Origin of the sequence: Bradyrhizobium sp. JYMT SZCCT0180 (assembly GCF_018130165.1) — a bacterium.
Taxonomy (GTDB): Bacteria; Pseudomonadota; Alphaproteobacteria; order Rhizobiales; family Xanthobacteraceae; genus Bradyrhizobium.
Genome location: NZ_JAFCLZ010000006.1, coordinates 137,417 through 157,826 on the forward strand (window position 1 = coordinate 137,417; position 20,410 = coordinate 157,826).

Below are 20,410 nucleotides of genomic sequence, written 5' to 3' on the forward strand. Positions count from 1 at the left end.
CCACGAAAGATTTTCTCCGCTGGATTTGTCATCCTGACTTTCGTTCAACCACTGAAGGACTTTGAGCTTCCCACGAAGACTTGATCGGGCTCGTATTGTTTCCCCCGGACAACCGAGCCCCGGGGCCGTCCCATTCCCTGTCCCTCGGACGGCCCCCCTTTATCTCGATATCCGAGGGGAATCTGCGAGTCTCTCCGTCCAGTTTCCATCTTCCATGCAGCCCATGGCGGCTCTTCGCAGGCTTCGTAAAAGAGAGCTTTGAAATGACCCAAATCATCGCTGGAATTCCAGTGCCCGACAGCGCCATCGTCAGGGCCGCCACCGAACTTGTCCGAGATACGGAGGATGACTTGCTCTATAATCACAGCCGTCGGGTGTTTTTCTGGGCAGCATTGACCGGCGAGCGACGTGGCCTGAAATACGACCCCGACTGCTTTACATGGGCGCAATGTTCCATGACATGGGTTTGACCGAGCGCTATTCAAGCACCGATCAGCGCTTCGAGGTCGACGGCGCCAACACCGCGCGCGATTTTCTCAAATCCTATGGCGTGCCCGAGCGCGATATCGAAGACGTATGGATCGCAATCGCGCTCCACACCACACCAGGCATTCCTCAGCATATGCGCCCCACCATCGCACTGGTGACAGCCGGCGTTGAGATGGACGTGCTCGGCATCGCATACGACGATTTTTCCCAGGAACATCGCCATCAGGTCTGCGCATGTCATCCGCGCGAGGCGCATTTCAAAGAAAACATAATCGATCACTTCGCCAACGGTATCATACGAAAGCCCTTGACGACCTTCGGAAACGTCAAGGCCGACGTGCTTGCCCTCAAAGATCCGACATACAGAAGGATGAATTTTTGCAGCATCATTCTTGGATCACAATGGCCCGATTAGATAGGCCAGAAGGGCGATGACGATGTCTGCTCAGCAAAGGAATGTCGATAAGCATCCACCCTCCGCAACGCAGCGCGCGGCCTCCAACAGCAAGCAGGTTTCCGCGGAGGACTATTGGCTCGACGTTGCCCTACAAGACAGCTTTCCGTGTAGCGACCCCAGTTCGTCGAGGCGGTCCGATTAAGTCGCTACGCCCTTCTTGATAGCCAAGTTTGGCGGCCCTCCGTCACCACAGCACGAGCACCCTTTGCCGCAAGTGCCTTGATCCGATCCGAGATCGGCGGCTGCTCGATATTTCCGCGACAAGCGCGCAGCAGACGGCCACCATCACGATACCCCAGATGACCGTGCGCAGTTTCACAACATCCCCTCGCCGTTCCACGTGTCTGGCGTCTCCACATGTGGCACCACTCAAACCTGTTGTTCGACAAAATGAGGTGATTTTGGTAAGGTGCCCAAAGTGGTCCTGCAGAGTTCCATCTGTTCTGGTCCAATCAGAACGCCATCACGTTCTACAATCTCATGACTTACATCAGTAGTTGCGACGCTGGACCCCATCTTCCACCAAGGTGGCCATTTTTTCCGGCATGCACGGCCAGAAATTTGGACGGGCGTAAAGGTTTGCGGCACGCTGACACCATGACTATGTCATCAATCATTGGGCGCCCCTTCGCCGGCGAAGAACGCGTACGATCCTCGGTGAGCCGGAACAATTCCGTCAGGGGCACCTGCGGGTGCGGGCAACGCGTCCTTTTGCTCAGCTAGCGTCTGCGCGAGGAGATAGGCATGGCCGGCCAGGAAATCCGGCCGGCACACCAGGACGTGGCTCCCGAATGAGACAATGAGCCTTAACGGGACGTTACGGATATCATCGAAGGGCGGCTTGGCGAGAAAGAGGGCCTCGGCGCTCTCCGCTGTCATGATAGCGACGTCCTGTTGCTGCGTGCCAATGAGCACGCCAACGCGTCGGGTGTCCACTGCGCGGGCCAGCTGGGCGCGTGAGGTGGGCAGAGAGCGAGCCAGCACATCGACAACCGCCCTGGCGAAGGCATTGGCGATTTCATCGTCGCGCTGGCCGACAATCAGAAGGCGATAGCGCCGATAGATCGACCACATACCGTCCGGCTCTAGATCGGCGATAGCCGGACTTTGCCCGGCGAGAAAAAACGCCGCGGCACTCACGCCAAATGTTAGCAGGTCACGTCGCTTCATTGTCGCCTCCGTTACTGTTCCGGCTTGAATACGTCGCGATTCAGGATCGCGGTGACACCGACGTTCGGAAAATTAACAACTTGCGAGATGTTGAGATCGACGGCCACACTGACTAGCACGTAGGCCTGCTCGCGGGTCAGCCCCTTCGTCTTGACCAGAAAATCGATCATATTGATGGTGGCGTTTCGAGCCGCCAGGGTGAGGTCTTCAGAGAGGTTAGCGAGCGGGGCAATTTTCTGTCCGCCAAGGTAGGTCGAATACAACGGCACCTCGCCTTCGGGCTTGAGCGGAAGTCCCGTGACCGCGTAAAAACTCGACGGGGCGAGCTTCTTGAGCTGCGAGCCGCCTTCGAAGTGCATGGTTGAGATGAGTGGAGCCCCACCCGGGATCACCCTGGCCTGAAGCGTCACCTTGGCGCCCGTCTCGATGGTCGTGCCGGCCACCTCGCCGCCTCCCATGGCGTAATGCACATCACCGGCGAAGAGCCCGCATCCATCAATGAAGCAAGGCAACAGCACCGTAGTACCGACGACGGTCTCCTTGGCGTCGACGTTACCGCCATTCTCACGCGGCGGAACGGTCCGCACGCATTCGGCCTTCGCTGTGCCATCGACGCCGCAAAGGTCCAATGGCAGGGCGTCCACCGGCTGGGGCGTCAGCACCGCGCCACCCGCATCAGCCAGCGCTTGCTCCCGCTTCAGCCATTTGTCGAGCTCTGATTTGTCCGGGAGCACTCCAATGGTGCCCATAAAGGCGTTGTTGGGAATCGCAATTCCCGGCATGTCTTTCGAGCGAGCTTCAAGCCGATTCAGCTCCCAGCGGACGATGTAAGGATCGGGAAACAAATCTCGCAGGAACCCAAATCCCGGCACGATAGTGGTGGAACCAAACTCGTCGGGCGCGATGTCCACCACGGTTATCGCAATGGCGTCACCACGCTTCGTCCCTTCGATGTAAACTGGCCCGGTCAGTGGATGACAAAGATTCAAATTGATCGCCGCCACATCCGCCGACGTCGAATTGAAGTCGAGCTCCGAATCCAAACCATCGCGCGTCTCGAGTATGAATTTCTGACCGGGCTTCACGCGAGCGACTGGCTTGACCGCATAATGAATCCGGTTAAAGCAATTTGGATCATCTTTGCAGTGCTTGCCGGATTTTGCCACAATCACCGGCGCTGGGCCCTTGACGTCGCTGGTATCAGCGAGTGCGATGTTTGCGCTCCCGATGAGGTACGCGGCGACCACGGGCATAATCTGAGCAAATTTTGAGTCCATTGGGTGTCTTCCTTCATAATCAAGCCGGCGTGTTAGACGCAGAATGACACCCATGACGCGCTGCATCTTTCGAAAGAGGCAGATGCTTTTCCGGAATGCACGGCTGTCAAAGCTGAAAGTCAGCGGATCCGCCGCATGGTGTCACTGCAGAGGGACGATCTACGTCTTCGATTTGTTTGAGACCGCACGGCGTGGTTTCCTACGACGGTGATCCGCAACCCAATTCCAAGAGCAATAGGAACTGTGCCTCAGTAGCAAGCGCACCAATTATGCCCGCGTGCGATTACGCAAGGGGGGGCAGATTAGAAAGACGGCGCCTATGGCTGAATGGGAATGATCTGAAACTTAGTGAAAAACATCTCTTCAAGCGTCATGAACAGTAGCGTTAATAGACAAAAGGTAGGAGAATCTGATGAAAACGCAGGGCACAGCAAGCTGGAACGGCGGCATTAAGGACGGCAAGGGCGCTATCTCGACCAAGAGCGGCGCGCTGACAAGATACCCTTACGGCTTCGGCAGTCGATTTGAAGGGAAGCCCGGCACCAACCCGGAAGAACTGATTGGGGCGGCCCACGCCGGTTGCTTTACCATGGCACTTTCGCTGATCCTGGGTGAGGCAAATTTTGTAGCAGACCAGATGGATACCACGGCCGAGGTCACGCTCGAAAAAGTCGCCGATGGTTTCGCTATCACCGCAGTACATTTGACATTGAAGGCCAAAATTCCCGGCATCGACCAAAGCACCTTCGAAGATCTCTCCGGCAAGGCAAAGATCGGTTGTCCTGTGTCAAAGCTGCTCAATGCCACAATAACACTAGATGCGACGCTTCAATCATGAACGATGATTTCGCCGCGATCGGCTCTGTCCAGCTTGCCCTCGCCCCCGACTCTCAACCCTGATCGACTCTCCCATTTGCGGCACGTGCGAAGGTTAAACCTTCCCACGTGCCAAGCGCCCGCTACTTCAGCATCGTGATGGTCTTGACCTGGGTGAATTCTTCAAGCCCTTCCGGACCCAGCTGGGTGCCGATACCCGATTGCTTGGCGGCACCAAAGGAAATATCGGGCGACACATCAAGAAACGTGTTGATCCAGACAATGCCTGAATCAATCCTGGCTGCGACGCGGAACGCCCGATCGAGATCCTTTGCCCATACCGTTCCACCGAGCCCATATTCCGAGTCGTTGGCACGCGCGATCGCGTCGTCGATGTCAGAATAGCGCAGCACCGGAACAACAGGGCCAAACTGTTCCTCGCTCACCAGCCGCGCATCGTCGGGGATATCCCGGACAATCGTTGGCCGGATGAAGTAGCCCTTGCGGTTGAGCACCTCGCCCCCCGCCACGATCTTGCCGTTCCGCCTTGCATCCTCGAGAAAGCCCTTAACCTTCTCGAACTGCGCCTTGTTCTGCAGCGGACCCATCTGCGTCCCCTGCTTCAGCCCATCATCGACCACTGACTCGCGCGCCAGGCGTCCCAGTTCATCGCAAATCTGCTCGTACTGCGAATCGTGCACGTAGATCCGCTTGGCCCCGAGGCAGATTTGTCCGGCGTTCATCATGGCGGCGCCGAACACCTTGGGGGCCACCTCGATCGGATCGACGTCATCGAGCACAATCGCGGCGTCGTTACCGCCCAGTTCCAGGGTAAGCCGCTTTAACGTGCCAGTCACACTGCCCATCACCTTCTTGCCGGTCGCGGTCGAGCCAGTGAAGGTGACCTTGGCCACGTCAACGTGGCTCGAGAGCGCATCACCCAGATCATTTTGGTCGACGATGACGTTAAACACGCCGGCGGGCAAGATCTCGCCGCAGACCTCCCCGAACAGCAGCGTCGTTAGAGGTGTCGTTGGCGCCGGTTTCGCGACCAGGGTGTCGCCGGCCAGCAGCGCCGGCGCCACCTTGATGACGAGAAGGAGCATCGGGAAATTCCACGGCACTATCGCCGCAACCACGCCAAGCGGGGTGTGCTGCCGTACGATTTTCCTCGTAGCGTCGTCCTTCAAGACTTCGAACGGCAGGTCGAGCGTTGCGTGGTAACGAATAATACCGACGGTAAAGCCGATCTCCCAGTGCGCCTCAGAAAGCGGCTTACCTTGCTCTTGAGTCAACAACCGCGCGAACTCATCCTTTCTTGCTTCGAGCGCGTCGGCTAACCTGACCAACAGCGCACCACGCTCGCGAACCGGCTTGGCCGACCAGGCGGGGAACGCTGTCTTGGCGGCCGCGACCGCTTCGTCAAGCTGCGCACGATCGGCGCGCGGGGCCTCCGCCAGCACTTCCTCGGTCGCGGGATTGATGACATCAAGCCTTGCGGCGCCCGACACCAGTTTGCCGTCGATAAGTAGCTTGAATTCTCTCATGGCTCTCTCCTTGCTGCACCAGGATCAAGCAGCCGCGAACATGGTCGGCGTGGCTGCGATGCGGGCTCGCGAGAGCCCGTTATCCTCGCACCCTGATGACAGCAAATTCGAGACCGCTCTATCAGACCTAGGTGTCGCCGATACCTTGGGATCGGTTTGCGCGAACCAATTCAGCGCCGCTAATCCGTACAGGTGAGGCCAGCCGGCAAGAGCGCCATCCGCGAAGATGCTCGATGCTGCCGGCGCTCCGACACCAAAGGACAATGGACGTCTCGTGATGGACGACCATTTCCTTTGAAGCGCCAGAGCGAACGCCTTCTGCGCTTGCAGTCGTCGTCAAAGACCGTTCAGGCGCTATCGAAACCGTCAATCCAGGGAGTCATCATGAGCAATCGCATCGACTACGCCAAGGCTTCGCCCGCAGGATACAAAGCTTTCGGCGGCGTGTACGTTCATCTTCAAAACAGCAGCCTCGAGAAAGAACTCGTCAATCTCGTCTACCTGCGGGTTTCGCATATAAACGGCTGCGCATTCTGCATCGACATGCATTCCCGCGACCTCCTCAAGCTCGGCGTTACCGTAGACAAGCTCGTACTCGTACCGGTTTGGCGGGACGCCGGCGCGCTTTTCAGTGCCCGCGAATGCGCCGCGCTTGCTTGGGCGGAAACCGTAACCCGCGTGGCCGAAACCAACATTCCCGATGCTGACTACCAAGCGGCCAAGGCCGTATTCCGCGACAAAGATCTTGCAGATCTAACATACGCAATCAGCTTGATTAACGTGTTCAATCGCTTGTCGATTGCGTTCCGTACGCCGCCCGCTGCTGCCGTCAAGGCGGAGAATGCCGCATAGGCGAAGTTACCTTTGTTTGGTTAAGCAAGGAGAGTTCGATGACGGCCACTTACGACCCGAAGATTACCGCGCTGCTGTGCATCGACTTCTACAACGACTTCCTGAGCGCAGGCGGGAAACTCTGGCCGTGGGTCAAGGACATCGCTGAGGAGGTCAACCTGCTCGACAATCTTCGCACGATCGTACGGGCAGCCCGCGAGGCGGAAATCGCAATTTATCACGTTCCGCATCATCGCTGGGAACCAGGCGACTATGTGGACTGGAAATACCCCTCTCCCTATCAGCTCGGCGCCGCAGAGCGCCAGGCCTTTGCGAAGGACACTTGGGGTGGGACGTTGCATGACGACTTCCAGGTTCAGCCGGGCGACATCATTGCCACCGAACACTGGGCATCAAGCGGTTTTCCGAATACAGACCTCGAACACAAGCTCAAGCGGTACGGCAAGGAAAAGATCATCTGCACAGGCCTGCTTGCGAACACCTGCCTTGAAGCCACAGCACGCGTCGGAATGGAACTCGGCTTCCACGTCACGCTGGTTCGAGACGGCACAGCGGCCCGCTCGCATGAAGCCCTGCATGCTGCACTCAACATCGACGGCCCGACCTTTGCTCATGAGATTTTGACGACGGCCGAGCTGGTATCGGCAATCAGACGCTCCGTGCCTGCCGACAAATCCGCGGCCTAAGCCGGTCAGTCCGAACGCCAGTTCCGATCGGAGGAGGTGGACGGAGGCCTGGCACGATTTGCGCGCCGGCCCACAAATTCCGGCGCCATCACCCGGCTATGCCAAACCGCAGACTATTGCGCCCACGTTGCGTGGGTACTCCGGCAATAGCACAGGCGATACGCGTCCCCGAGGAAATAGATAAGATGCTGCACCTAGCCATTGCCCCGCGGGTGTAGGCCACTCGGCGGGGGTCGATACTCAAATCCGAAATCATTCAGACGCCGGACCAAGATGGAGAGCACGTGGCACTTTGGGGCCGCCCCGGTTCTTCCCGGGACACGGGCGCGGCGGGAATTTGGCGTTCGCTCCTAACAACAAGCCGCCAGCGCGCTGGGCTTTGGCCAGTGAGGCGTTTGAAGACGGTCGAGAAATGAGATTGAGCCTGGAAACCGACCGTAAGCGCCACCTCTGCCAGCCCCATATCCGTGCCTAATAGTATGGACTTCGCGCGTTCGATGCGTTGATGGAGCAGATAATCGTGGGGACGCAATCCGGTCGCGGCTCGAAACTGTCCAGCGAAATACATCCGCGACAATCCAGCAACCGCGGCAAGATCCGCGAGAGTCAAGGCCTTGTCAGAGTGCGCCTCAACATAGTCCTGCACGCGCTTCAGTCGCCACTTGGGTAGCACATTTGTCGTTGGCGGCGACAATTCCATTCGAGCTATATGCATTACAAGCGTTTGGCCTACGCTATCAACATAACACTCATCGCTCGTATTGTTGTCCTCGACCAACGTGCGGCCCAGCAAATCCGCTAGGGGATCGCGAATAATAAGGTCATTCGGGTTCGACGTCGCCTTTGTTGGCTCAACCCCCGCTGCATTTTGGCGGTCTCGAAGATAGCCGCTCAATACGTGGAAATGGATGAAGTCGCATGGCTCAAAAAACTCGGCGGTCAATAACTGACCCGGACCGGTGACGTGCAGCGTCCCGGCAGGCATAATGCCGTCATATATAGTATGTGGACCTCTCATGAACTTGAGACGCGTTGTCTTCAACGCAACGCCAATAACATACCGCTCGGTGGGCGACACCGCATTCTCGCAACGACGAAGGCTCCTGCGATCGATCCAGCGCGATATCAGAATGTCCTGTTCGCGCGGCCGTTCGTCGATAGCACCCGGGCAACGCCAAACTCGCTCCTCATAAAGGCCTCGACGCGTTATGTGATGCCCTTCCGCAGCCTGTAACGCGCGATGGGTTGCGGCTCGCTGGATATCAGGTCTGACCCTAACCGTCTGGCAGGACATCTTTTTCTTCCATCGAATTGCGGCGTGAGCTGCGCGGCCCATTACCGGCTGCCCGCGCGTCTGATTGCCGAAACGCCCCCCCGAGAATCATTTAGTACTGGCTGTATCTGAAACTTGTTTCGCAGACGCAGTGGCGCCGGCTGCCTCGGCGTTTGCAGCAATCCAATCACAGCCATCCAACTGCAGATCGCTGCGCGTCTGCAGAGTGTTATCGTCGATCGGAAATATAAGTACTGAAGTGGCGCCCTCCGCCCCAAATCGATGAACGATCTCTCCATTCAACCCGCTCGCTAGGGCCGCCATGATTTTCAATCCTTGACCCGGGGTAGATGAATGCCTTGACGACCCATTGTCCATGAAGCTGCATTGCGCAAATGGTCCGAAGCTCGACAATTCGATTCTAATTGTTCCTCCTCGGTCGCCGAAAGCGTGCCGAGCAGAGTTTGTGATCAACTCGGAGATCATCATACCAAGCTTCCAGCATTTCTCGGCGTCCAGATGGAGAGCAGACTCGGACAGCACCATCTCGATCCCTCGTCGATCCAGGACGGCACGCTTGATCGATTGGCAAAGTGTACGGATGTACTTGGATGCATCGACACCTGAACTGTATGTCGGAATTTGAAGGGCCCGATGCATGTCGGCATAATTATGCAAGAGATTTATCACTTCGAGCAACGCCGCCTTCACCTCATCGCTGCTCGAGCGCGAGGCCATCCTTGACGAAACTCCAATAAGGGAGGCGTACTCATTGTTGATTCGATGTGCGAGCTCGCGAACCAGGAGATACTCGCTCGTCTTCATCGGCTCACTGGACGCAACAACGTCCGCGACTTCATTTTGTAATCGGATCGCCCGCATAGCGTAATCCTGAATAATTTGTGGGTTTGTGCGATTAGCCTGAATCTTGAACTGAACTGACCTTTTCTCACCTTGATCGACTTTCGCTTGCGATCGCACGATGCGGGAAGCGCACACGCGAATCTATTACACCATGGTGTCGTCGATACTTTTCGGTAGTCCGTGCTGTGCCGGCATCCCTGCGCTTGGAGAACGTACCCAGCCCAATCGCCGGCGTTCCTTCGAGACGGTTACCGAGGCAGCGGAGGCGGTCCCGCTACGAGTTCTCCGGTCTGAGGACCTGGAATGCGATTGGGGGCCTTCAATGAAGCCCCCCCAAACCGACACCAAGGTATGATCGACCTTGACCCGTAGATTGGCGCAGAGTCCGTGATGGTGACCGGCAACGATGGCGGCAGATACGCAGTGCGTTATGAGGAACTCGTGATTACCAAGCGCCCGCTTGTATCGGTCGTCGACGACGACGAGTCGGTCCGCGAGTCGTTGCCAGATCTGCTGAAGGAATTCGGCCTCTCCGTGCAGACGTTCTCTTCGGGCGAAGAGTTCCTCGCGTCTCAATACGTCTCCGAGACGGCGTGCCTGATCCTGGACATCGCAATGCCCGGCATGAGCGGGCCTGCCGTGCAACAGGAGTTACTGCAACGTCAGAAGAAAATACCGATCGTCTTCATTACCGCCCAGGAATGCGAAGCCATCCGTCCGCAATTACTCGAGCGAGGCGCCACCGAATGCTTGTCCAAGCCCTTCAGCGACACGGCTCTCCGGGAGGCAATCAACGCCGCGCTTGGAACGAAATAGCGGCAGGGCATACTATTGCACGGGAGGGAATCTAATGAAATTATTCAGTGCGCCTGGCCATAGCTCGGGGTCGGTACTCATGTCACTCGCCACGCCAATTGTGTTCGTTGTCGACGATGACATATCCGTTCGCGAATCGTTGGAAGCATTGATTCGATTTGCGGGTTGGGAGCCGGAGACATTCGTATCGGCGCAGGAGTTTCTGTCGCGCGCCCCGGCTGTCGTCCCGAACTGCCTGGTGCTGGACGTCAGCCTTCCGGGCCTCAACGGCCTCGACCTGCAAAAGCGCATCGCTGCCGACCGGATTGATATGCCAATCATTTTCATTACGGGTCACGGCGACGTGCCCATGACCGTCCAGGCAATGAAGGCGGGAGCGGTTGAGTTCCTGATGAAGCCATTCAGCGACGAGGTGCTGCTGAACGCTATTCGACACGCGCTCGAGCGCAGCCGCGGCGTCCTTGATCACGGCGCGAAGGTGCGAATGATCCGGGACCGTTACGCGTCACTTAGCCGCCGAGAGCGGGAGGTCATGGCCTTGGTCGTGACTGGACAATTAAACAAGCAGGTCGCGTTTGAGCTCGGCATCAGCGAGATCACGGTGAAAGCCCATCGAGGCAGGGTAATGCAAAAGATGAAGGCCGACTCTCTCGTCGACTTGGCGGCGATGGCCGCGACACTCCATCTTGCGCCGGGAGAATAATTAGGAGCGGCCGCGGCATTTCCGCCTTCAATATTTCATCGGTTGCTTCACGTAGACCGCCACCTGAGTAAGAGCCGTCAACTCGCCAATGCAAACGGCATCGTGTCTTTTTGTAAATTGCGAGAGTCGCGCGAAATACGCCATCGTCTGGATCCGATAGAAGAAGACGTCATGGAGAGATTACCGATCGGCCCCTCGCCGTCCTGGGCCTCTCCATGGACGCCTCCCCCTGAACTGGCCCGATGACTGAACAGTCATCGGGCTTTTTTTGTCCAGGCAACGACTGGTCACAATCAGCAATCAACGACCAGAAATTGCCTTCAAACGCCTCTCATGCTCAGCTTCTTATCGGGAGTGTCCGACTTGTGCTCGTTTCCTGATTGTGGTTGCTCTCTAATCCAAGCGGAATGGAAAACGAAAATGAAACGCCATGAGTTTCGTTCGGCGTCACCCAAAGGCGGCCACGATGATTCTCGACAATGGAGCGGCTAACCGACAAGCCGATCCCCATGCCGCCAGCCTTGGTCGTGTAAAAAGCATCGAACAGCCTGTTGGTATCCTGAGGATTGAATCCTGCTCCTGCGTCTTGCACAGTCACACGAACCTGATCATCAGGATCTCGCTCGGTTCTGACAACCAGCTTCCTCGGACGATCTTCAACATCTCTCATCGCGTCTGACGCATTTCGGATCAGATTCAGGATAACCTGCTGCAGCTGAACTCGATCGCCCATGACAAGCGGAAGCTCATTTGCAAATTCGGCCTGAATGTAGACGCGGTCCTTTTGAAGTTCGCCCAACAACAGCGCAATCACCTCCTGCGCGGCTTCACTCACGTCAACCGATTCGAATACGAACTTCCTCTTGCCAAAGAGCGCACGCAACCGAACGATGACATCGGATGCGCGGTTGCCGTCCCGAATCGTGCGCCGCGCGGTTTCGCGCGCTCCTTCGACATTGGGGGGCTCGGCGGCCAGCATCCGAAGGCAGGTACTGGCATTGGTGAGGATACCCGACAGAGGTTGGTTAACTTCGTGCGCGATCGACGCCGTCAATGCACCAAGGCTTGCGACCCTCACGACGTGAGCCAGCTCTGATCTGACTTCGCCGAGCGCCATTTCCGCGAGGTGGCGCTTCGTAATATCCTGGACAGCACCAATGTACTCCAGCTGGTCATGCTGGTTTCGAGTCGCGTGAGCGACCAAGTGCAGGTACTTTACCGAATGGTCCGGCATCTGGAGTCTGTGTTCGTACTCGAAACCGTCAGCTGCACTGTTCGCCCGGGCCATCATGTCGCGCAGCAAGTGCATGTCATCCGGGTGAACGCGAGTGGCAATCAGTTCGACCGTTACAGGAACCGCCTGATCAAACTCGAAGATGCGATAGACCTGATCAGACCACATGATGTCGCCTGTCGCCAAACACCATGAGAAGCTACCCGTACGACTGAGGCGCTGCCCTTCGCTGAGAAATGCCTCGCTTTGCCGTAGTTCTTCCTCCCATTGTTTTCGTTCCATAATGTCGCGCAGGTAGCCTGTGAACGATGGCGGCCCGTCCAGCGGGATACGAGAGATCGTCAACTCAACCGGAAACTCGCTTCCATCAGCGCGCACCGCGACCGTCTCAAGGCGCTTTCCGATTAACCTGGACTCACCTGTCGCCAAATGACGGGCTAGTCCCAGCTGGTGTTTCTCCCGCATTGAGGGAGGGACGATAACTTCGGCCAATTGCTTGCCAACGACGGCATTTCTTCGATAGCCAAAAGTCCGTTCCGCGGCTGGGTTGAACTCGGTAATGGATCCCTCATGATCGATGGTAATGATGCAGTCGATCGCTGAATTGAGGATCGCCGTCTTCCGTGCCTCACTTCGCTTCAGCGCCGCGTCACTCTGCGAACGTTCGATGGCGATGCTGGCGATGTGCGTAAATCGCTCAATAAGTGACTGATGTTCCACCGTGGGTGATCGCGGCTCGCGATAATAGAGCGCAAAGGTCCCCAGAGTCTTTCCGGTCAAGGACACGATCGGCGTCGACCAACACGAGATCAGACCGTGGCGTTTCGCGAGATCGCGCCATCCATTGCGCCAGCGGGTGTCGGTCGCAACGTCCGACATGATTACCTGTATCTTTTCCCGCGCGGCCGTTACGCATGGGCCGCCCCTATCCTGCAAGGACCAGCCGCGCGCTGCCTCGTTGAATTCAGCCGCGAGGCTCGGCGCTATCGCTTCCTCGAACTTGTTACCAGTGGCATCGACCAACAGGATACTGCAGTAGCAGCCATCCATGGTGTCTTCGGCCAACTGGCAGAGCACTTCAAGTATCTCCGACAATGATTGGCGTCCTGCCACCATCTCAAGAAGCCGCTTCTCGCTGGCGAGCAGCGCCTCAGCTCGCTTTCGGTCATCTATATCGGTTTGCAGCACATACCAACGAACGATATGACCGCGCGCATCCCTAAGAGGCAATCCGCGGACATGGAACCACCGATAGACGCCGTCCGCCCGTCGTATTCGATGCTCGATTTCGTAAGTTTCCCCGGTGGCTATCGCGCGTTCCCAGGCACCTGTCACAAAGCGAAGATCGTCCTGATGAACCAGATCACTCGTTTTCCATTCATTCAGAGTTTGGGGCGTTGCATCTGCACCGACGTATTCCAGATAATGGCGGTTGACATCCTCTATCTCGCCAGCCGGCGTCAAGAACGTCATCAAGGCGGGGATTGTGTCGGTGACATTGCGGTGTTGCTCATGGCGCGGTCCCAAGGGGTCTGCTGATTGTCTTTGGTCTTCAATATCGAAACCTAATCCGCACCATTTGGTTACCGTTCCAGACGCATCGACCACGGCACGCATTCGGAAAACGAACCAGCGATACTCCCCATCACGGCTACGGAGCCGCGCTTCCATTGTCCTCGGTTCGGCAACCGACAGGCCGGGTTTCCACCACGCGATCAGTTTAGGCACATCTTCGGGGTGGCTTGCCGCGCACCACCCCGTTCTGAGCAGATCATCAATGCTGAGTCCTGTGAACTCACGCCAAGACTCGCTGAGGAAATCAACATGCCCGTCAGGCAGTGTCGTCCACACCAATCCGGGAAGCGTGTGAAGAGCGGGACCAAGATCGTCTTTCATGTCGACCCTTTCTCGACGATCGCCATGATACGATAGTGTTCTAAATTGCGAAAAGAGGTCGATGATACCTTGGTGTCGGTTGAGCAGTTGACATTCTGCCAGCATACTCCGCCCAACGACCGAGCCACAACCGATTTTCACCCGACATATCCAGCACTTATGGGCAGCGTCGGACGCTCGCTGATGGACGCGAGCGGGATGATCGCTCATCCAGAAACACCGGATGCAAATCCCCACAACACCTAGGTGCAATGGATTCACGTTCGATCCTGCGTAATCACAGGTCAGCAATTTCGGTGCTTCCATTCCATGCGAGGCGGTTTCGCAACGGCATCGAAGCTCGGCAGTCCCAAGCAGCGGTCGTCGGTGAAACCGCGCGTTGGGACAGCCGATCTCTCATTGAAGAACGCATCTTATCTCGACGGGAGCGCGCCATGGACCATTGTGAATTTGACTACATCGTCGTTGGCGCCGGTTCGGCCGGGTGCGTATTGGCCTCTCGCCTGACGGAGGATCCAAACGTTACGGTCTGCCTGTTGGAAGCCGGCGGGCGGGATTCCAGCGTCTTGATTCATGCGCCGGCTGGCTTCGTCGCGATGGTGCCAACCAAAATCAATAACTATGCATATCAGACGGTACCTCAGTCCGGCCTGAATGGCCGCCGCGGATATCAACCGCGCGGCAAGACGCTTGGAGGCTCGAGCTCGATCAATGCGATGTTCTATGTGCGAGGAAACAGGTGGGATTACGACCACTGGGCATCGCTCGGCAATCCGGGCTGGTCTTATGACGAGGTATTGCCGCTGTTCAAGCGCGCTGAAAACAACGAAGAATTCAAAGATGACTTCCACGGACAGGGTGGTCCACTGAACGTTACCTATCCGCGACACCAGAGTCCGCTCACCAACCTGTTTCTAGAGGCCGCTGCCCTGCACCAGATTCGGCCAAACCCCGATTACAATGGAGCCGAACAAGAGGGCGCCTTCAAATATCAGGTCACTCACAAGGGCGGCGAGCGCTGGAGCGCTGCCAAGGCGTACATAACCCCCAACCTCTCGCGAAAAAATCTCAGGGTTTTGACCCATGCCATCTCGGCGAAGGTATTGCTTGAAAATCGCCGTGCATGTGGCGTGATGTACTACCAAGGAGGCGGATTGAAAGAAGTGCGAGCCCGACGAGAAGTGATCCTGGCGGGCGGGACCTTTGGCTCACCGCAGCTACTGCAGCTTTCCGGCATTGGGCCCGGCGAAGAGCTGAAAAAGCTCGACATTCCAGTCGAGAATGACGTGCCTGGCGTCGGCAAGAATCTACAGGACCACATTGACTACGTTCAATCGTGGCGCGTGCCGAACGATACTGAAACAGTTGGCATTTCGCACCGAGGCGCGTTGAAGCTGACACGCGCGATCTTCGAATGGCGCAAGGCGCGCACAGGCCTCGTGACGACGACCTATGGCACTTCCGGCGCATTCATCCGTTCGTCGCCCGATGCCCCAGCTCCCGATCTGCAGTTGATCTTCGTCATCGCGATAGTTGACGATCACGGACGCAAACTCCACATGGGTCATGGCATCTCCTGCCATGTGGACGTCTTGCGCCCGTACAGTCGGGGCACCGTTGGACTTGACAGCACCGACCCGCGCGATGCTCCCCGAATTGATCCCAAATTCCTTTCAGATGAGCGCGATCTGAAACTGCTGGTCAAGGGAGCCCAGATCCAGCAACGCATCATCGAATCCCGACCTTTCGATCGGCTCCGCGGCAAGATGCTGTACCCGACGCGATCCAACGATCCCGCCGGCTTGGAGAAGGATATTCGCTGCCGCGCTGACACGCAGTATCACCCGATCGGCACCTGTAAAATGGGCCCGGAAAGCGATTCGACGGCCGTGGTTGATGCAAAGCTGTGCGTGCGGGGTGTTGGCGCGTTGCGCGTGGTTGATGCGTCGATCATGCCAACCATAGTCGGCGGCAACACCAATGCCGCGACAATCATGATTGCCGAAAAGGCCTCCGACTTGATTCGAGAAAGCGCCTGACTTCGCTAGAACGTCATAGCGGAACACGGAAACGGACCCTGACTTCATACGCGAACTATCGCGATAGGCTGGTGTGACTTCCTTGGACTGTCTTCCTTGGACAAGGCATTAGCTTTCCTGTTCACTGAAGCAAGAAGGGTTGCGATCGCGCAGTTCTTGTCACCTACCGCGGGGTGCGCAGTCGGGTGAACCCTGCGGACCGTGAATGACGTTACTCAAGCGATTCGTAAGGTTATGAAAGTGCCGGTGAAGCCAGCCACCACTGTCACTCGCCCGCTCGTCGAGGATCGTCACCGTAACAGTCATTCCCGAAACGAGCGGAACCCCGGCCGGTACATTGGTGATCTTGAGGCGCACCGGCACTCGTTGCGCCAGTCGCACCCAGGTGTAGACCGGATCGACGCTGGGCAGCCCCTGGGTGCTCGGTGCGGCGTTGGAGACGCTGATGCCGCGGGTCACACTCTCGACCAGCCCCAGGATCGGGTCGCGATATCCCATCAGTGCCGCTTCGGCATGCATGCCGACGCAGACATGAGCCATCTTGGTTTCCTCGAAGTAGCCGTCAATCCAGTAACTATCCGCATCGATGACCGAAATGTTGGTCGCGCCAGCGTGAGCATAGTCTCCGACCCGCATCAGTAGATTGGTGACATAGCCATTGACGGGACTGCGCACCTGCGTCCGCTTGAGATTAATGTCGGCTTGTGCAACTTGCTGCTGGGCAGCGTCGAAGGCCGCCTGCGCCTGGTTAGCATTGCCGGCAAACACTTGCTGCTCTTCGGGTGTCGTGGCGAGGTCGGAGAGCCGCATTCGCCGTTCCGATTGGATTCGCTTGACCTGCAAATCGGTGGCTTTCTGACGCAATATCGCTTGGCTCGTGTCGAGCGCCACCTTGAAGTCGAACGTATCGATCACATAGAGCACGTCACCTTCGCGAACGAACTGGTTGTCGACGACTCGGATTTCCGTAATTTGCCCCGACACCTGAGGCGCAATGCTCGCTACCTGCACGCGGATGCGGCCGTCTCGCGTCCACGGCGCGTTGACATAAACGTCCCAGATGAGGAGAGCGGCTAACCCGGCGAGCGCAAGGATGGCCGCCGTCGTCGCGCGCTTGAACACCTCCCGAGCAAAGCGAGCCGTAGGGCCTCGAACCCCAGTCACCTGCCCTTTCAAAACGGGCCTTTCGACGCTCAGATTCCGTTCAAGGGTAACGCCAGGCTGATCTCCGCCCGGCGCGAGGCCGCCATTACTCACAGAGCGCTCAGCCACCGTGGCGCGGGTATCGGCTGTGTTATCCTTCGTCCGGTCGTCTGTGATGGTATCGTGCAGCTGCAAGACCTTCTCCCTCTAGAACACCGCAATCAAAAGCGCGAGAACCAAGACGTAGAGGCTCAACTCCGCCGCCGGCGGATTACTGAAGGCGCGTTCGAACGATACGAGGTACAGCAAGGGACGCAGCACAGCGAAGATTGCAAGGGCGGCACCTGCATAGAGGACGAAAGGCGAGACGAGCACCCCGTCGAGGACCAATTCAGAGAAGGTATGCATCATGAGGCAAAAGACCCATGCGGATGGAAGCCGAGGGCGGCGGTGGGGTCGATCAGGGAAGCAGCCCAGATCAGATCCAGGCGGGCCGCGCGAGCGAGGGCCAGGTCATCACGACTGAACCCAGCGGTCGCGCCTGCGAGATCGTCGGCAATTCGGCGAAGGCGAAGGGGATCACAGGCAGCCAGAGCCGCATTGGTCTCGACCATCAACCGTGAGCCCGTTCGAGCAACTAGTTCGGTCAGCGTTGTCCGAACCCGGCGCACAGCCGCCGCACGTCCGAACAACTCCATAGCCTGACGGAGGTCATCCCGGTGTCCATCTGACGAAGGTTGCAGCGCTGCGAGTTGCCTAATGCGGTCCGCGTCTCGGAACAGGGCCTCTTCATTTGGGCGCCGAGAGTAGCCATCGGTAAGGAGTCCGCGCATCTCTGCTTGCGCCGACATCAGGTACCAGTGCCGCCGAAGCGCATCGGACGTTGGAAGGATAACCCGGAGAAGGACGAACAGCAGGATAACCGATGCGATCGCAATAAGGCTGGAGAACAGGTAGGGTTCGGGGTCGTAACGCTGCGGATTCGTTGGCGAGAGCATCACGGGAAGGACAACCAGCACAAGGAACGCGGTCACGGCCAGTCTCGGGTTGGGCGCCGTGCATAGGAGGGCGGTGGCAATGACGCTTGGTGCTATACCGATCGCCAAGAGAGGAAACTGGTCGACCCCGTCCAGAATAAAAAATTCGGTTACACCCGCAAGCATCACAGCGATCGGTACAGCGATAACAGCTGCTGTGGCGAAAGCGCCCGAGTTCGGAACGTTGGCACTCAGGGCAATGATCACTCCTGTCAAAGCGATGCCTAGCGATGCGAACGGCCAGCCGCCAAGGGACAATAAGGCCGCGATCGTCAGCGCTACCAGAAACGCGCGCAGCCCGTTTCGTGCCGCCACTCGGCTCGAACGGTAGATGGGCGCATCAAACTCATGTGTAGGGCGACGGCCTGCTTGGAGAGCTCCAATAGCGTCTTTAGCTCTTTGGTTCTCGACCAGCAATTCTAGAGCGTAACGGACGAAAATCGCCTCGTACGGGTCGAAGTTATCGGAATTCGCATGCTGTTGCAGGCGTCCAGGCAAAACACGGTTCTCTTCCGCCAGGCCATTGTCGAGTGCCTCCCCTAGCCCGGTTCGGAGAGATCGCAACGTCGTCGGGGGGAGTGATGCCAATGCGCCTACGGCGCTGACTACACCGACCAATGCTACGGCCGCGTTACGGGCTGCCGCGCGCCGCGCCGACCCACGACCCGATTCGACCGCAAGGGCCGAGATGTCGGGACGAAGCGCTGTGATCTCACGCAGCAGATTAGCCGACCGGATCGGGTCGGCGCTCTTGCCACCGAGGATAGCAAGTGCAACGGCAATTATTCGCCGATGGATGGTTGTGAGCTTGGACAACAGACTCGCATCCAAGTTCGGAGCACCGAATACTTCGCCGATCAGAGCGAGCGCGGCGACTCCGACCACAATAGCCGCACCGCGGTTAAAGCCGGCCAGGACGATGTTCTGAGGCGAGTCGATCTGGACCACAGCCACCAGAGCAACCGTATAACCGGATAACACGGCGCCGTAGGCCCTGCTGTCCTCCAAAAGCCCGCCGACGTAAACGCAGAGTCCGAGCCAAGCCGCGAAGACGATTATGAACAGCTCACGAGTTTGCGCGAACAATCCAGCAATCACAATAGACGCGATAATCCCGATGATAGTGGCGAGAACTCGGTATAGCGCCCTTTGATAGACCTGCCCCCGCGTCTGTAAGGCGAGAATGCTGACGGTAACCGCGGCGGACGACGCGCTGTCGAGCTGCAGCCAGAAAGCCGCATACAGGGCCGTCACCATGGCGGCCCACGTCCGGAACGCAAATGCCCACGCAGAGAGGGGAAACCCGGCAATCATACGAAACATAGTCTGTCCGAGCCCCTCAATCCATTCAGAATAGCTCTCGTGAGGCCGGGGAATACCGGGACCGTGAGATAAAGGATGATGTTAAGCGAAGCGCGAATCTATTGGACCAAGGTGTCGTCAAGACTTCAGTGCCATCGGCCGACTGACCTGCGAATGTAAAAAAACAGTTCAAGGCAGGAAGAATAAATTCGATCAGAAGGCGAGGATATGGGTGCTGCCAATGAGGAGGGCATCGAGATGACGCAAACAATCCCTGTGGCGCGGGCGACAATCAGTCCAGCGCCCGCCCGCCCTGAAGAAACGACCTCGCTTTACCAGGCGATGATGCGTGGATTTCGTTGCAGATGCCCGAACTGTGGCAAAGGTCATCTGTTCGGCAAATATCTGAAGGTTGCTGATCAATGCGAAGAATGCGGCGAAGAATTTCATCACCACCGTGCCGATGACTTGCCAGCCTATCTCGTCATCATCGTGGTTGGCCATGTTATCGTTCCGGCCGTTCTGGCCGTCGAAGTTGCCTACTCGCCACCTTACTGGCTACACGCGCTGATCTGGCTACCACTAACTCTCGTGAGTTCGCTCGGCCTTCTGCAACCTACGAAGGGCGCAATCGTCGGTCTGCAGTGGCAGACAGGCATGCATGGTTTCGAAGCGGCCAGGACGCGCAGGCTGGAGCAACTTGCCATCACCGCTTCGGTAACATCCGAGCCGGCGTTGATCGGTCCAGCACAGCAGGTCGTGCATTCTCGACATTGGTCGGACAACATGAAAGACGATCGCGCATTGTT

15 protein-coding genes and 2 pseudogenes are annotated in these 20,410 nt (G+C 57.6%); 8 read left to right on the plus strand and 9 right to left on the minus strand.

The window, feature by feature from the left end; genetic code table 11:
- The first annotated feature begins 263 nt into the window (after positions 1-263).
- A pseudogene (locus tag JQ641_RS10760) lies at positions 264-904 on the plus strand (HD domain-containing protein).
- A gap of 651 nt (positions 905-1,555) precedes the next feature.
- Here the strand turns inward: JQ641_RS10760 and JQ641_RS10765 are convergent.
- Together JQ641_RS10765 and JQ641_RS10770 are read right to left on the minus strand one after the other, a co-directional pair.
- The gene (locus tag JQ641_RS10765) at positions 1,556-2,116 is read right to left on the minus strand and encodes a hypothetical protein (RefSeq protein ID WP_211995942.1); all 561 of its coding nucleotides are present in this window, start codon (positions 2,114-2,116) and stop codon (positions 1,556-1,558) included.
- A gap of 11 nt (positions 2,117-2,127) precedes the next feature.
- Positions 2,128-3,393, minus strand: coding sequence for an acetamidase/formamidase family protein (locus tag JQ641_RS10770; RefSeq protein WP_249134926.1), 1,266 nt, complete (start codon positions 3,391-3,393; stop codon positions 2,128-2,130).
- A 412-nt stretch (positions 3,394-3,805) separates the two neighbouring features.
- On the opposite strand from JQ641_RS10770, the gene JQ641_RS10775 reads away from it, so the two are divergent.
- On the plus strand, positions 3,806-4,231 hold the full coding sequence (locus JQ641_RS10775) for an OsmC family protein (RefSeq protein ID WP_211995944.1): 426 nt from the start codon (positions 3,806-3,808) through the stop codon (positions 4,229-4,231).
- A 121-nt stretch (positions 4,232-4,352) separates the two neighbouring features.
- Here the strand turns inward: JQ641_RS10775 and JQ641_RS10780 are convergent, their stop codons facing one another.
- Positions 4,353-5,756 carry an aldehyde dehydrogenase family protein gene (locus JQ641_RS10780; protein ID WP_211995945.1) on the minus strand — a complete coding sequence of 468 codons (1,404 nt, stop codon included), beginning with the start codon at positions 5,754-5,756 and terminating at the stop codon, positions 4,353-4,355.
- Between the two features lie 384 nt (positions 5,757-6,140).
- On the opposite strand from JQ641_RS10780, the gene JQ641_RS10785 reads away from it, so the two are divergent.
- Together JQ641_RS10785 and JQ641_RS10790 are read left to right on the plus strand one after the other, a co-directional pair.
- Positions 6,141-6,608, plus strand: a complete 468-nt coding sequence (locus tag JQ641_RS10785; protein ID WP_211995946.1) for a carboxymuconolactone decarboxylase family protein — start codon at positions 6,141-6,143, stop codon at positions 6,606-6,608.
- A gap of 38 nt (positions 6,609-6,646) precedes the next feature.
- The gene (locus JQ641_RS10790) at positions 6,647-7,294 is read left to right on the plus strand and encodes a cysteine hydrolase family protein (protein WP_211995947.1); all 648 of its coding nucleotides are present in this window, start codon (positions 6,647-6,649) and stop codon (positions 7,292-7,294) included.
- A 256-nt stretch (positions 7,295-7,550) separates the two neighbouring features.
- Here JQ641_RS10790 and JQ641_RS10795 read toward each other — a convergent pair whose 3' ends face one another.
- Together JQ641_RS10795 and JQ641_RS10800 are read right to left on the minus strand one after the other, a co-directional pair.
- Entirely contained in the window at positions 7,551-8,279 is a 729-nt protein-coding gene (locus JQ641_RS10795; RefSeq protein ID WP_211995948.1) for a helix-turn-helix domain-containing protein, read from the minus strand.
- Positions 8,280-8,675: 396 nt separating this feature from the next.
- Positions 8,676-9,449 carry a histidine kinase dimerization/phosphoacceptor domain -containing protein gene (locus JQ641_RS10800; RefSeq protein WP_211995949.1) on the minus strand — a complete coding sequence of 258 codons (774 nt, stop codon included), beginning with the start codon at positions 9,447-9,449 and terminating at the stop codon, positions 8,676-8,678.
- A gap of 372 nt (positions 9,450-9,821) precedes the next feature.
- Between JQ641_RS10800 and JQ641_RS10805 the strand changes: the two genes are divergently transcribed.
- Positions 9,822-10,247, plus strand: coding sequence for a response regulator (locus JQ641_RS10805; RefSeq protein WP_211995950.1), 426 nt, complete (start codon positions 9,822-9,824; stop codon positions 10,245-10,247).
- A 79-nt stretch (positions 10,248-10,326) separates the two neighbouring features.
- Complete coding sequence (locus tag JQ641_RS10810) at positions 10,327-10,950, plus strand: response regulator transcription factor (protein WP_211995951.1); 624 nt, start codon at positions 10,327-10,329, stop codon at positions 10,948-10,950.
- A gap of 337 nt (positions 10,951-11,287) precedes the next feature.
- On the opposite strand, the gene JQ641_RS10815 is transcribed toward JQ641_RS10810, so the two are convergent.
- Positions 11,288-14,080, minus strand: coding sequence for a PAS domain S-box protein (locus JQ641_RS10815; protein WP_211995952.1), 2,793 nt, complete (start codon positions 14,078-14,080; stop codon positions 11,288-11,290).
- 434 nt (positions 14,081-14,514) lie between these two features.
- Between JQ641_RS10815 and JQ641_RS10820 the strand changes: the two genes are divergently transcribed.
- Positions 14,515-16,119 carry a GMC family oxidoreductase gene (locus JQ641_RS10820; RefSeq protein ID WP_211996121.1) on the plus strand — a complete coding sequence of 535 codons (1,605 nt, stop codon included), beginning with the start codon at positions 14,515-14,517 and terminating at the stop codon, positions 16,117-16,119.
- A gap of 159 nt (positions 16,120-16,278) precedes the next feature.
- Here JQ641_RS10820 and JQ641_RS10825 read toward each other — a convergent pair whose 3' ends face one another.
- From JQ641_RS10825 to JQ641_RS10835, 3 genes are all read right to left on the minus strand, one after another.
- A complete protein-coding gene (locus JQ641_RS10825) occupies positions 16,279-17,214 on the minus strand; it encodes an HlyD family secretion protein (protein WP_502754949.1) in 936 nt (311 codons plus the stop codon).
- 255 nt (positions 17,215-17,469) lie between these two features.
- Entirely contained in the window at positions 17,470-17,673 is a 204-nt protein-coding gene (locus JQ641_RS10830; RefSeq protein ID WP_211995953.1) for a DUF1656 domain-containing protein, read from the minus strand.
- Positions 17,670-19,622, minus strand: coding sequence for an FUSC family protein (locus tag JQ641_RS10835; RefSeq protein ID WP_211995954.1), 1,953 nt, complete (start codon positions 19,620-19,622; stop codon positions 17,670-17,672). The genes JQ641_RS10830 and JQ641_RS10835 overlap by 4 nt, the downstream gene beginning before the upstream one ends.
- 237 nt (positions 19,623-19,859) lie before the next feature.
- On the opposite strand from JQ641_RS10835, the pseudogene JQ641_RS37805 reads away from it, so the two are divergent.
- A pseudogene (locus JQ641_RS37805) lies at positions 19,860-20,291 on the plus strand (DUF983 domain-containing protein); the annotation flags it as partial.
- Positions 20,292-20,410: the final 119 nt, after the last annotated feature.